The organism is Flavobacterium sp. WC2416 (genome assembly GCF_041200095.1).
In the GTDB taxonomy this organism is placed as follows: domain Bacteria; phylum Bacteroidota; class Bacteroidia; order Flavobacteriales; family Flavobacteriaceae; genus Flavobacterium.
Map to the genome: position 1 here is coordinate 3628601 of NZ_CP165626.1, position 13749 is coordinate 3642349.

General features: G+C 29.9%; 12 protein-coding genes. All 12 read right to left on the reverse strand.

Translation table 11 applies throughout. The annotated features are described in order from the left end of the window. Positions 1-93: 93 nt before the first annotated feature. The 12 genes from AB3G39_RS15385 to AB3G39_RS15440 all read right to left on the reverse strand — a co-directional run bounded on the left by AB3G39_RS15385 (position 94) and on the right by AB3G39_RS15440 (position 13695). On the reverse strand, positions 94-1224 hold the full coding sequence (locus AB3G39_RS15385; RefSeq protein ID WP_369769493.1) for a glycosyltransferase family 4 protein: 1131 nt from the start codon (positions 1222-1224) through the stop codon (positions 94-96). Next, positions 1212-2315, reverse strand: coding sequence for a glycosyltransferase family 4 protein (locus tag AB3G39_RS15390; protein WP_369769495.1), 1104 nt, complete (start codon positions 2313-2315; stop codon positions 1212-1214). Before AB3G39_RS15390 ends, AB3G39_RS15385 begins: the two co-directional genes overlap by 13 nt. A 17-nt stretch (positions 2316-2332) precedes the next feature. After that, the gene (locus AB3G39_RS15395) at positions 2333-3169 is read right to left on the reverse strand and encodes a class I SAM-dependent methyltransferase (RefSeq protein WP_369769496.1); all 837 of its coding nucleotides are present in this window, start codon (positions 3167-3169) and stop codon (positions 2333-2335) included. Between the two features lie 133 nt (positions 3170-3302). Next, positions 3303-4547 carry a hypothetical protein gene (locus AB3G39_RS15400; RefSeq protein ID WP_369769497.1) on the reverse strand — a complete coding sequence of 415 codons (1245 nt, stop codon included), beginning with the start codon at positions 4545-4547 and terminating at the stop codon, positions 3303-3305. Beyond that, on the reverse strand, positions 4544-5659 hold the full coding sequence (rffA, locus tag AB3G39_RS15405) for a dTDP-4-amino-4,6-dideoxygalactose transaminase (RefSeq protein WP_369769498.1): 1116 nt from the start codon (positions 5657-5659) through the stop codon (positions 4544-4546). Before rffA ends, AB3G39_RS15400 begins: the two co-directional genes overlap by 4 nt. 1 nt (position 5660) lies before the next feature. Continuing rightward, positions 5661-6809: an acyltransferase family protein gene (locus tag AB3G39_RS15410; protein WP_369769500.1), complete on the reverse strand. Its 1149-nt coding sequence runs from the start codon at positions 6807-6809 to the stop codon at positions 5661-5663. Positions 6810-6903: 94 nt separating this feature from the next. Beyond that, entirely contained in the window at positions 6904-7584 is a 681-nt protein-coding gene (locus AB3G39_RS15415) for a GNAT family N-acetyltransferase (protein ID WP_369769502.1), read from the reverse strand. After that, entirely contained in the window at positions 7584-8513 is a 930-nt protein-coding gene (locus AB3G39_RS15420; protein ID WP_369769503.1) for a glycosyltransferase family 2 protein, read from the reverse strand. The genes AB3G39_RS15415 and AB3G39_RS15420 overlap by 1 nt, the downstream gene beginning before the upstream one ends. Before the next feature lie 152 nt (positions 8514-8665). Beyond that, positions 8666-9658, reverse strand: coding sequence for a glycosyltransferase family 2 protein (locus tag AB3G39_RS15425; protein ID WP_369769504.1), 993 nt, complete (start codon positions 9656-9658; stop codon positions 8666-8668). Beyond that, entirely contained in the window at positions 9658-11196 is a 1539-nt protein-coding gene (locus AB3G39_RS15430) for a glycosyltransferase family 2 protein (RefSeq protein ID WP_369769506.1), read from the reverse strand. Before AB3G39_RS15430 ends, AB3G39_RS15425 begins: the two co-directional genes overlap by 1 nt. Then, positions 11193-12338, reverse strand: coding sequence for a glycosyltransferase family 4 protein (locus tag AB3G39_RS15435; RefSeq protein WP_369769507.1), 1146 nt, complete (start codon positions 12336-12338; stop codon positions 11193-11195). The genes AB3G39_RS15430 and AB3G39_RS15435 overlap by 4 nt, the downstream gene beginning before the upstream one ends. A gap of 4 nt (positions 12339-12342) precedes the next feature. Then, positions 12343-13695 carry an alpha-1,2-fucosyltransferase gene (locus AB3G39_RS15440; RefSeq protein WP_369769509.1) on the reverse strand — a complete coding sequence of 451 codons (1353 nt, stop codon included), beginning with the start codon at positions 13693-13695 and terminating at the stop codon, positions 12343-12345. Between the last annotated feature and the right edge of the window lie 54 nt (positions 13696-13749).

A 13749-nucleotide genomic window follows, 5' to 3' on the forward strand; every position in this document is an offset into this window, starting at 1 on the left:
TTAATATCGAATTTAACAATTCGAAACTGGCAAACTATATTAATTTAGAAAAAATCTTATAAATAATTTGTCGTATTTTCGGCTTTTAGCAACTTAATGTAAATTAGAAGTGTTGAGTAACTTTTTAATTTCGCTTTCAAATATATCTAGAGTATAATGTCTAGACCAATCCACTGCCTTCGTTTGCATAGCATCACAAACCTTTTGATTATTTATTAGGTCAATTACTTGTTTGCAGTCCTCTTCTAAATCCATTTCTAATAAAACACCTCTATTTCCGTAATCTAACATATAAGGAATACATGATATTGCTGTTGCAATGGGAACACATCCCCAAAACATGCCTTCTGCAATCGCTTTGGGCCAACCCTCACTTTCAGATGCCAAAAGTACAAAATGACTTTCTTGATAGGCTTTTTGAATCCTTTCTTTTGATTGATTTCCTTCAAAATGAATTAGAGAATCTAAATTCTTATCTAGCACATAATGTTCCAATTTCTTTCGTTCAATTCCTTCTCCATACATCCGTAAAGAAACAGCAATCCCTTTTTTATATAAGTTTTCTACCAATTGAATCGCATACAAAGGGTTCTTTCCCTTTACTAGTGTACCAACGAAAACAAATTTAATTGTACTTTTTAAATCTTTTGTGACAATTGGCTGTTTGTCCTCTTCTTTGTAAGTAGCCGTAAAAAAAGGTTTTATATTTTCCGTCATGCCTTCCCACTCGCCATAGACCAAAACCTGCATATTTCGAGTCAAAAAAGTATTACTTAAAACCCATTGTTGTAATTGATAGGTCCAAGGTTGCTTGGATTGCGGATCCCAATTACCAGCATATTTGGCTGTTTTAATTTTGTTTGGAAATAAAATTTGAACAAAACAAGCTACTAAACCAACATTACCGGGGCAGCGAAGGTGAATGTGATCAGCATTTTTCATAGCTTTAAAAATGGTCCAAATAATCTTGGGTAATTTAAAAAGAGTAGCTAACACTGATCTTAAAGATAAAACATCGAATTTTGAAATAGCTATCAATTGTATATTTTGATGTATATAAGAACTATCAATGTCCGACTTTTTACAATCTGTTACTGGGGCAACAACAACCAATTCATCCACATTCTCTCCCCAAACATTCATTTCTCGAACATAGGGAGCATATGCATAATATAGACCATCTTGTTTTGAGTGCGGAACATGAGTAATTATTACAAATTGCATATCAAAGTATTGAAATTTCTACAGTATGCATCCATATTAAACAGTTCTTCAAAAGTTTTTCTGGCACATAAAGACATTTGTTCATGTTGACTAAAATTATTCTCTACCTTCTCAAATAAAGCGATCATATCGATATGAGTTGGATTAAATTTAAAGCAATCGCTACCTTCAGTCAAATAACTAGACAATCCTGTAGTATTCGAAATTAATAATGGTGTTTTATTCATCAATGATTCTAGTCCAACTGTAGGTAAATTATCAAATTTAGAAGGTATTATGGTAAAATGACTTCCTTTTAAATAATCGTCAATATCACTATAATCCAAACCTCCTAAATAATGAATTTCAGGTTTGTTTTTAATTAATTCAATTATAATCCCAACTTCGCTTCCAATTCCAGCAATTTTTAATACAATACTTGAATTAGGAACCTTTTCTTTATAAGCATAAAAAGCATGAATTAAATCAACAACCCCTTTTGAAGGATCTATCCTTCCTAAATACGAAATAACAATAGTATTATTTTTTATTAAATTTATATTTTTAAATCGATCAAGCATAGGGTTTAAAAGTACTATTCCAGTTTTGAGATTATTATGCATCAATAAATTAGCTTTAGCTAATTCCGAAGGGCAAACAATTACATCACATAAAAACTTATAAAATATTTTTTTTCGAAAAAACAATATTTTTTGCTTTATCGAAACCTTTTTTATATCTGCAAGTAGCTGCTCTCTCAATGTATGATAATATTCAAATGTTTTAACGCTACCAAAAGACAATAATTTAGAAACCAATATACTGATATTACTTCCAACAAAATGTCCAATTACAACATTTGGTTTATATTTTAAATGTATTTTTATATACCACCAAAAAGCTTCAATAGTTGTAGGCCTATTATTGGAGGGCCAAGAACACACAACAATACTACCTTTATCCATAACTATAAATTCCTTTTTTAGAAAATAAGGATGATGAGAAACAAAAACAACTTGATGACCTAAGTTAGCCAAATGATGGGCTAAATGATAACTCATTGCTGAAAACGAGACTTCACTGTAATTATGTGCTATAAGAATTGTTTTCATTAATTTAAACTTATTTTTTACGCTTTTGTTGCTTCTAAATAAATAGTAGAACCATTATAATTATTAAACATAGATTTTAAAAAATCAATATAAAATTTTTTGCTTTTTATTTCCAGATAGGGAAATTTTTTTACTGTAGCCTTACATTTAAAAAAGTGATTAATTTCGAATATAGCGGTGATATTTTCTTTGGTAAAAAAGTTCAAATGGACTGGCGGTTTATCCTGAAATATCGCATCTTCCTCCCTTTTTGGGTAATTATAAATTTTATTGTAATTAGGGGTAGAAAGAATAATTTTTCCATTTTTATTCAATTTTTTATAAGCCAACTCCAGAAATAATTTTAAATCCTGCAAGTGTTCTATTACTTCCCATAGCATAATTACATCAAACGATTCTTCTAAAGTATCAATAGCAGTAAAATCATCATTAATGGTATTCAATTTTAAAAATTGAGATTTTTGATACGATTCTTTATCAATTTCAATACCTAAATATTTAATCTGCTTATTTTCATTACGAATATAAGAACCAATTAAACCGATACCGCTTCCTACTTCAAGAACAGATTCACATTTTCCATTAAGAATATGCTTTTTTAGAAGCCTTGACCGATGGTATCCAACTTTAATTTTTTTGTTTTCCAAAAGCATATCGTATTCTACTACAGCATGATTCCTATAAATTGCATTCTCTTCATTATATAATTCATCATAAACTCTTATAAATTGATCTTGAGAATAAATCGTTAAACAAAAAATCAGTTTGCAATTTTTGCATTGTCCTAAATTATAGGTTTTATTAATTAATGTAACTTCACTTTTACAAACTTTACATTCTTTGTGATAAATCATAATTAATTCATTTTGTTTTTTGGTAATAATACAATCTTTCAAATTTATTCTTAACACCTTCTTAAATTCATGTTTAATTAGTCTGTCCAGTTAGTATTCTTTAGCTATCAAATTAATTAATCACTTGTAAACTCTAGATAACTCTCATAAACTTATGAAGGATACTATAAATACCTAAACAAGAAAAACAAATAAGAACAAGATAATTAGCTATAATAAAATTGTGATTAATCTTTTTCTCGACTTGATATTGATTGTAAAATACAATTGCACTTATAAAAACTGCAATATACCATCTAGGCTCAATAAAAGAAATTATAATAAGTGAAAAAATACAAAGCATTACTATTAACGAATATGGGATAAACATTTCTGGATTCAAAATATTCTTCTTTTTTAAATTTGTTAGAATAAAATAAAATGGAAATACCAATATTAATCCTAACTGTCTTAATCCAAAAAACATAGAATAATAGAAATCTTTAAAAAATTCTTTGATGGTCAAGGAATAATCAAAAGTTAACCCTTCAACTATTCCATCAGGCAGTGACTTTGGTCCATTTATAATTAAATATTTTTGAGTTTGCTCCCAACTTGGATGACTAAAATTTTGAATATCGCCATTATTCACAAGTAATTGGGCTAAATATTGACGTTGCGTCCAACTTACTTTAATCCCAGAAGGAGGCGTTTTAGCATCATATGATAATTTGTCATTCAATTTCAGACTGGGAACATTTACTCCTATAAAAAATAAAAATAATAGCATAGGAAATATCATTTTTTTATTAAAAAAGGGAAACCCATTCGTATAAAGAAAATAAAGACCTATCATCACAACAGGCAAATAAACCACAAACATTTCTCTGGTAAAAAAGGAAACGATCAATCCTGACAAAGCAAGTACTTGACTGTTCATTTTCTTATTCTCACAGAAATAAAAGACCTCTGTCATGAAAACAACCAACCCCGTAAAGAAAAGAGCGTCATTAGTACCTGCAAAAAAATATTTGGATGTGGCCAGAAAAAAAAATAAATAAAAATAAAATTGTGAAGCTTTTATTTCGGCAATTTTAAAAAAATATAACAGTAACAAGAGTAGCAAAAAAATATTAGCTGTTTTTAAAGCCACGTATTCTTTCAAAAAAAACGAAAATGGATATACCATCATCATATAAGGAATCGAAATACTTTTTTCAATTGCTGCAATCCAACCATACTTTTTAATAAAAATCAAATCATTTAAAAACAGAGTCTCATCTCCCCCCCCTTCAGCCACAATAAAAAAATAATAAAATGACAACACGAAATAAATCGAGACCAACACCTTAAAAATCAAATCAATCTTTAAATTGTATTTAGAATACAAATACTTCATAATGCATTTATTATTTCTTGAACATTCAATTCATAAAACATCGGTAATCGCAACAAACAATCTGAGTACCTGTCAGATTCTGACAAATCTAGACCAAAGGAACTCTTTTTGTAGAAAGAACTCCCATGAAGGCTTATATAATGGAATACTGAAAGTATTTCTTTACTTTTCAACTTTTCGATAATGCTTTGTCGCTGTTCCATTGTCTTACATACGATATAATACATATGACCGTTATTAGTGGCGAATGACGGTAGTATTGGTAATTGGATATCATTTTCAAACGCCCAATTTTGCAATTTACTGTTGTAATGATCCCAATGTGATTTCCGAACTTGTTGAATATCTTTTATGTTTTCTAATTGAGCCCAAAGGAAAGCGGCAATAATTTCGGAAGGCAAAAAACTGGATCCCACATCTACCCATCCATATTTATTGACTTCCCCTCTAAAAAAAGCAGAACGATTTGTCCCTTTTTCCCAAATAACTTCAGCTCGCTCTGAAAATCGCGTATCGTTAATGGCAAGCATTCCTCCTTCTCCAGATATAATATTTTTAGTCTCATGGAATGAAAAAGCTGCCAAATGACCAATAGAACCTAAGGCTCTCTTTACACCATCTTTCCCAGTGTAAAAACTATCAATAGCTTGAGCGGCATCTTCAATCACATAGAGATTATATTTAGTAGCCAAAGCCATAATCTTATCCATATCACAGGCAACCCCAGCATAATGCACTGGAACAATGGCTTTGGTTTTGCTGGTGATCAATGCTTCAATGCGGTCTTCGTCTATCCCAGGATGATCTTTTCTACTGTCTGCAAAAATTATGGTAGCACCACGCAGTACAAATGCATTGGCAGTAGATACAAAAGTATAAGAAGGCATAATAACCTCATCCCCTTCTTTTATATCAATCAACAGTGCTGCCATCTCTAGCGCATCCGTGCAGGAAGTGGTCAACAAACATTTGTGAAACCCATAGTTGCGTTCAAAAAAATCATGACACAATTGAGTATAATAACCGTTTCCTGAAATCTTCCCTTTTTTGACAGCGTCTTCAATGTAAATCAACTCTTTTCCAGTAAGATAAGGCTTATTGAATGGAATCATATCAAAGTGTCTTAAATTTAGAATCTTTAATCTTAATAAATTTTGATTCAAAATATTTGTAAGACAAAGAACTAAATAATATTGTTATTATAAAAATTAATGGATACAACAATAAGCAATAAAGAAAACCTTTCTCATAGTTGAGATAATATTTATTTACAAATGGAAAAACGAGAAACATTACAAAAGTGTGGTACATATATATTCCAAATGAAATCTTACCTAAATAAGAAAAATATCGATTTCTAAATATCCACGGATTTTTATCGTTAATGGAAAATAAAATTAAGATTAAAAATAGAAAACTTATACTGATTTCTTGAATGACATCAATGAAAAATTGCTGAAAAAGAAGTGTTAAGACAAGACAAACTACAAAAAAATAGGCAGTTTTTGATTTTGTATATCTTTCGATTATATTTTTTTTATAAAAGAAAAAGTAGCCTCCAATAGCACCTATCGCCATAAAATGAAACGGAATGGATTTTATCATTACCGAAAATGGATAAAGAATGTAATCATTTTTGGATAAAAAAATAAAAAAAGGAACTAAAAATAAAACACTAAAAAAGAAACCTATGATTCTTTTATTGTTAAAGAATAAAATAAATAATGGCCAAATTATATAAAATTGTTCTTCAACACCCACTGACCAAGCTTGTGTACATCCTGTAATGAAGTATCCAGAGTATAAAGCCACATTTGGCATTAGAAACAAATAAAAAACTATTCCTTTAAATCCATAATTATGAGCTTTTATAATTTCAATATAAGACAAAGTATCTTCTTTGAATATTTCAAAATTTAGAGCCAATAAAGGTATTGCAATAACCGATATTGTAAAAATTAGATAATACAAGGGCCAAATTCTATATATCCTTCGTAAGAAGAATTTTTTTAACACAACAGTCCCATTTATTTCTTTTTCTTTCAATAATAAATAAGTAATCAAAAAACCGCTTAAAACAAAAAACAAAAAGACTCCATTTTTACCTAAATTACCAATAAAATAAGACATAAAATCATACTTTCTATAAATTGAAAGTAAGCTATTATGAAGCTCAACATGATGAAAAACAACTGACAATGCAGCAATTGCCCTCAACTCATTTAAACCATTAAAAAAAAAAAATTTCTTTATTTCTATCATAACATTATATAAACCTACTTGAAATTTGATATCAGAATAAATATCATTCTTTTTAAAATTCTATTTTTTAAAATTTAAGAGTTCTTCAAACGTATCATATTCTCCAATAATGACTAATTATCTTTTTTTCTATTATTTTACAACCTAATTTCGTATAGAATTCACAGGCTATTTTATTTTGAAATTGAGTTGGAATTCTTAATTCTCTAATCCGACGATTAACCAATTCTATCTCGACAGCATTTATCAGTTTTCTTCCTATTCCCTTACCTTGATATAGAGGACTAATCGCAATTAAGCCAATGGTTGCTATATCATCTAAAAGCTTATAAGTGACAAAACCTACAATCTCATTTTCAAATTTGTAAACTAAAACCGCATCCGCAAACCCTTCATTAAAAGAATTATCGACCCATTTGTGGTATAGCTTTTTGAATTCTGCCTTCTTGAAATTTGTATCTAAATTAAAGCGGCTAAATTTGCCACTTTCTAATGCTAGTCTATAAATTTGCTCTTTATTGTCGTTTTTTTTAGCGACACTAATATTTTCATCAATTATATTCTTACTATCCATTATCATTTTTGAAAAAACAACTTTAGTCTCTGAATAAGTATTAATAAATTTATTGATCTCCAAATTGAAGTCTTCATCACTGATTATATAAATCAAATCCCAATCATTCAAATCTTCAAAATTAGGAGAGCCACTATTTAAGTCCAATAAACCGATACTTCTATTAAAAAAAGAAGAGTCCCATTCTAAATTCTTAATCATTATAATTTTTCATCAATGATAAATGTTGGCCTATTCTTTGTTTGATCAAAAATTTTACCAACATAAATCCCAGTTACACCAATAGTAGTAATTATAATCCCTGATAAAAACCAAATGGAAACAATAATTGAGCTATACCCCAAAACTTCTATTTGATTTGTTACCGTTAAGTAAATATTGTACAGCCCAAATAGAAATGAAATCAAAGAAATAATCAATCCAAACCTAACAAACAATTTTAAAGGTTTATTAGAAAATGAAATAATTGAATTAAAAGCCAAACTTATTAATTTTGAAAAATTATAACTCGAATTTCCTTCTTCTCTTAATGCATGTTCAACAATAATAGAAGTGGAGTTATACCCCACAAATTTAACAAATAAGGGGAAAAATTTAATGGAATCCGCAATTTGTAAAATAGAAGCAATTACTTTAGAATGATAAATTCCAAAATTAGCCACTTCATTATCATATTTTGTATCCGTAAAAAAACTATAAATTTTTGAAAAGAGTAACGAAGTCATTTTTTTAAAAAAACTATCCTGTCTATTTTTTCTTTTTGCCAAAACAACATCAAACCCTTCTTGAGCTTTTTTATATAGTTTTAGCACTTCTTTAGGTTGATCCTGTAAATCACAATCTAGTACTACAATCCATTCTCCTTTTGCCATTGTTAAACCAGCCATAATTGCAGGATGTTGCCCAAAATTCCGGCTTAATCTGACACTCTTCACCTCCGGGAATTTATGGGATATCGCTTTCATTACATCCCAGCTTTTATCTGGGCTTCTGTCGTCCACTAAAATAATTTCAAAGGATGTGTTAATATCCGTCATCACTTTTTGGATTTCTTCAACCAATTTCTCAAGAATCATTTCTGCCTTATAAACTGGGCTTACAAATGAAATAACAGGATTTGTCTCATTCATTATTATTACTATTTAACAGTCACTAAAAGCACTAAAAGTATCAATAATAATCCATTTACCCTCGCCATAGTTAACATTTCTATTAAAAATTTAAATACTAAAAACTTAATTGAGTGCACTATGTTTAGACTATTACGCTATCCCTATTTTATTTATTTTGGCTTAGCCAACCACAAACTCCACCAACCTACTGTTCTGCCCACTGCTTCTGTGAAAGCTTCCTTTTTATTTTTTGTACTCAAGCTATTAATATATCGAATCACTATGAGGACTAAGGTTATAGAATGCCACTTCCATTTTGCATTTAGAGTCGGTTTCGGATTCTTTGTTCGCCACACATACCAGCCATTACGCACCACCATTTTTCCGTATTTATATTGGTTTGGCCTTCCCGATGGATGGTGATAATGCCTTAACTGCACTTTGGTGTTGATTGCGTTTTTTCCAAATTGCAGAGCCCTGATACTGAAATCAGCATCTTCATACAAACCATATCCCTCAAAATAAGTGGAGAATCGTATTGAATCAAACACTTTTTTACGAAATGCAAATGACATACCTATTAGTAAATCAACTTCATAGGTTTTTCCATTCAAAGGAAACCCACAGGTTTTACCATGTGAATAATCGGGCATTCTCCCGGGACCAAGATTGGATTGCAATCCCAGAACATTACGCATTACATTGCGCTGCCCTTCCTTGTACACAAATCCTTCAAATTGAAAATAACGAGTGGAATCATATTTTTTATTGGTTTCTGCCAAGCTCCAACCATTTTCGTTAATCGCAACGCCTCCAACACCCGAGATTTCTTGATTATCTGCAAATGTTTTGATTAATTCCTCAAAATAATTTGGCGTCAATTCAGTATCATCATCCAAAAACGCAATAACACTACTCGTATCAGCTACTTTATCCAATCCAAAATTTCTTTGCTTGGTCAAACCCCTGCAATTTTCAGGCACCAAAAAGTAATGAATATTTACAAATTGATTTTTGGCAAGTGCATTTGTAGTATCTTGGTTTGACGACCCATCAATTATTAAAATTTGATCAGGATATACCGTTTGCAACTGAACAGATTGCAATAATTGCATCAGAGCTTGAGGACGCATATAAGTGCAAACAATTAGGGAAAACTTCATTATTTATTTTTTAATTTATTAGCCCAAAATATGCTTTGATTCCATTGTTTTTGAAAAACAGTATAATACCGTATAGGGTTCTTATTTCCTTGATGTTTATAATACTTGAAAAACAAAATGGTTTTATAGCCGGACAACTGTTCTTTGGTATTATGTATCAATCTAAACAGCATTATTGTAGGAGAAGGTTTTGGCATTATTGTTTCATTATCCCAAGCCAGTTTTGGTTTAATTCTAAAACCGCCCATAGGTGCACTTAAATGAAGAATACTCGGTTCTGGGAAATAGAGTACATCGTACCCTATGTTACGCAATTGCAGACCAAAATCACTATCCTCTCCATAACCAAATTCTAGCCCCATATTAAAAGATACTTTTTCTAATAATTCACTTTTAAGGAAACTATTTCCTGAACCAAATATGGAAGCTTGATTTACAAAATTATTGATATTATACTCATTTTTCTTCAAATAAGAATTAGAAACAACGGTACTACCATATTTAATTATATTATCAAAAGTCTTTTCTATTAAATCTGGTGTAAACCTATTATCATCATCATTAAGAAAAACCCATTCACTTTCTACCTTACTTAATGCAATATTTCTTGCATTGCACGCTCCCGGTTGATGCGTAAAAGTATGATTTATAACAAAAGGCCACTCTTCATTATGTAAATAATCCAATTCCGATTTACTATCTGGTAGTGGATTTTGCTCAACAATAATAACCGTTACAGGTAGATGTGTTTGCTGCGCTAGATCTTTCAAAACATCATACAGGTAGTTGCTTCTGCCAATTGTGGGAATAATAACATCTATTGTTCTTTTATCTACTACTCTTAATGATGATTCAACCGTTATGGCATCAAGATTAATTCCATTTTTATTTCTGTTTTTAAAAAAAACAGCCTTTAAAAAAGCTCCAAAAGGAAACTTCCCTTCGTAAATCAATATATTCAATAACAACAATAACACCCATCTAGCTCTGTAATGCTGTTTTACAAATTTGAAAAGGGTATCAACCGATGCGCTATTCTCTTTAAAAACAATCGTTTCTCTCAAAAGTTTGGGCTCTGAATAACAGAGTAATCCCAATGGCATACAAATTTTCGCGATAGAATTAAGATAATATTCAAAATCCGAATCTAATTTTATCTTGTCTTTTATAGCAGTAAGAACTGATGCATGAACAATTCCAACCAAACTGCTCATTTGCCATGTAGGATAGGATACTCTTTTATTGATGTTTACAAATGGGGATTCTTCTACATAACCAACTTTACTACCTAAATAATTTTTATCTTCAGGGGTATAAGAAAGTATCATTTTATTATGATGAAATAAAGCTGGTATTAAATCTAAATTAAGTTGCTTTTTGACACTTGAACTGCACCAAAGTATTTTTTTATTAGGAAATTGTAGCGCTAGAACATGCAAACCTGCCGCAATAGTCAACTTATAATCAAACTTAATTTTTTGACCATTTATAGCAATAACATCTATAATCTTCGCATTATGATGGTATACTATTATCAAAACTTGCCTATTAAAGATTTATAAAACAATAAACTCTGTTGAGCTACAATTGACATACTAAATTTTCGCTCTATTTTTTTTCTAGCTTCTATTCCTAATTCTTTTTGCAACCCTTCATTTTGAAGTAATTGAATGATTTTATTAGCATATTCCGAATGCTGACTAGGTTGAACCAAAAAACCATCAATTCCATCATCAATCACTTCTTTAGACCAGCCTATATTAGACGTAACAACCGATTTACCCATAGCCATCGCCTCGATCCACGACACAGGCAATGCTTCGGCATAAGAAGGAAAAATGCAAACGGTGGCATTTTCAATATGTCTTTTAATTTCCTGATAAGGAACACTTCCTAAGAACTTCACATTTAAACCAGCCTCTTCAGAAAAGAGTTCTTTCATCATTTGGAAAGTAGAGGTGTTTCCAGTTAATTTATCAGGCATATCCTGTCCTATTAAAATTAATTGGGCGTAAGGTATCTTTTCAATGACCTGATTAAAATAATGAGGAATTTCTAACACTCCTTTTTTTCTTATAATTCCACCAAAATATAAAATGGTTTTAACTTCATTATAAGTGCCATCATTACTAAATAAATTAGTGTTAATTCCGTTAGGAATTATCGTGAAATTTTTACTAGTTTTAAAAAGTTGATTAGTAACATCAGCAGTATATTGGCTCACAGAAAGATATCCATTAGCTTTTACCAATGCTCTTTTCTCGTGGAATTTATTAATCCATTTTACTGGACGATTATCTAAATGACAAAAATAAGTATCGGAACCATTCAATCGAATGACAATAGGACAATGTAAATTGATGAAAGAAGAAATTCCTTCCCAATCAGGGGTTTCAATAACATCAATTTTAGATATATTATTCTCATTAAGAATTATATTTTGAATTTTTTTTCTTGTCAAAAACCAAGATAATCCTTTTATTTTGATGTTTTTAATCTTGATTAAAGTGATACCACCTTCAATAAACTTATCATCTTTCTCTTGTCCGTAGACAAAAACTGTAACATCATGACCTAAAACGACTAACTCGTCACCCAGATTTTTAATACTTGTACCAATACCCCCAACACTTTTAGCATCATGAAAAGGAAAATGAGATGTTATGAAACCAATGTGCATTTTTTTAATTCTTTTTGGGTCTGATTATATTTTTGACCTTTGTTTTTATAAAAACTATAAGACTTCTTTTATTGACAGCAAGATAATATTTACACTCGAAAAAACCTTTAATTTTACCTGCAAAAGAAAAGTAAAGAGTATACCCTAGCGTTTCGAATACTTTTCTTTTATGAAGATTCTTCAAAAAGGAAATCTCTTTTTCGGTTGGATTGGTTGGAAAGAAAGCAAACAATAACTCTTTTGCCTTATGGTTACTCTTTTTTTGATTCAGGATTTTAGTGAACAATCCATAATCAAACTGTTTCTTAAAAAGATCATAATCTAAATATTTTGAAATATTCAAATACCTTCCTTTTAAAAACCCTATTGAATTTTCTTCTTTTTGAATTGCATTATAAATACAAAATGGAGGAATGACACAATCATTTACCAGCAAAAGCGATTCCTCGTTACGGGTAATATTTTCTTTAAAATCAGACCAATCACACATTTGAGTGTCGTTTGCAAAATGAAAATAATGAGACAAATATTCTTGCAGTATTAAATTTTTATTTTTTAAGGCTATCACCGTATTCCCTAAATCAATTTTTAGATTCAAATGATTGAATATTTTCCATCTTTCCGGAAAATAGTCTCTATCATTGTCTATTTTATTTTTTGCTTTAGTGAAATAATGTAGTGGTCGAACAACCGTACTGTGCTGTTTTTCTCCTAACCAAGCGCACCACCAAGAAAAAGTTGAATTGCTAATAATAAAATCATCACACAAACTACCCAATGCTAACTGCTCTATCCCTGAAAGTTGAGAACCAAAAAAAGCATTGTCTAGAAATGAAAAATGAAATTTACAGTAATCAATGTCATCGCTTAGTACGATAAGATTCCTTTCTTTCCAATCTGGAAAATTATGTATTAATGCTAGAATATAATAATTAACTGGCAATTGAAAATAATCCGGGTGATCAACAAAATCACCTCTCCGAATAGACAACAGTATCGTTTTTTTAGAAAAAGCCTCTTTATAGACGTTTTTTAATTTCTGAATAAAATCTACTTTAAATTCAAAATAATGTTTAGTTAACTCATTATCAAAATATTTTTCGGACTGGAACCAACCATCTAAATCATAATTTACAGAATCAAATGCTATAGATTCATAATGAAACTGTTCTTCTTTGTAAGCAATAAATTCTTGTTTTGATACAACTACTAATTCATTTTTAAAAAAATAATTATAACTCCATTTAGGAAAACAGAAATCATGATTATTTTCAACAGCAATACCTATAGTAGAAGCTATTTGAAATAATTGATTGCCCAAGTGCCCTTTTTTTTCGAGTTTTGAAAAAGTAATCATTATAAAAATTTAAATTTTGTTAAAGGGCCACATCTTTTATAATAATGGTTTATT

What these genes read in the sequence shown, in the direction of transcription:
- AB3G39_RS15385 (WP_369769493.1), bottom strand. Translation starts at nt 1,224, where the DNA reads ATGCAATTTGTAATAATTACTCATGTTCCGCACTCAAAACAAGATGGT.
- AB3G39_RS15390 (WP_369769495.1), bottom strand. Translation starts at nt 2,315, where the DNA reads ATGAAAACAATTCTTATAGCACATAATTACAGTGAAGTCTCGTTTTCA.
- AB3G39_RS15395 (WP_369769496.1), bottom strand. Translation starts at nt 3,169, where the DNA reads ATGATTTATCACAAAGAATGTAAAGTTTGTAAAAGTGAAGTTACATTA.
- AB3G39_RS15400 (WP_369769497.1), bottom strand. Translation starts at nt 4,547, where the DNA reads ATGAAGTATTTGTATTCTAAATACAATTTAAAGATTGATTTGATTTTT.
- rffA (WP_369769498.1), bottom strand. Translation starts at nt 5,659, where the DNA reads ATGATTCCATTCAATAAGCCTTATCTTACTGGAAAAGAGTTGATTTAC.
- AB3G39_RS15410 (WP_369769500.1), bottom strand. Translation starts at nt 6,809, where the DNA reads ATGATAGAAATAAAGAAATTTTTTTTTTTTAATGGTTTAAATGAGTTG.
- AB3G39_RS15415 (WP_369769502.1), bottom strand. Translation starts at nt 7,584, where the DNA reads ATGATTAAGAATTTAGAATGGGACTCTTCTTTTTTTAATAGAAGTATC.
- AB3G39_RS15420 (WP_369769503.1), bottom strand. Translation starts at nt 8,513, where the DNA reads ATGAATGAGACAAATCCTGTTATTTCATTTGTAAGCCCAGTTTATAAG.
- AB3G39_RS15425 (WP_369769504.1), bottom strand. Translation starts at nt 9,658, where the DNA reads ATGAAGTTTTCCCTAATTGTTTGCACTTATATGCGTCCTCAAGCTCTG.
- AB3G39_RS15435 (WP_369769507.1), bottom strand. Translation starts at nt 12,338, where the DNA reads ATGCACATTGGTTTCATAACATCTCATTTTCCTTTTCATGATGCTAAA.
- AB3G39_RS15440 (WP_369769509.1), bottom strand. Translation starts at nt 13,695, where the DNA reads ATGATTACTTTTTCAAAACTCGAAAAAAAAGGGCACTTGGGCAATCAA.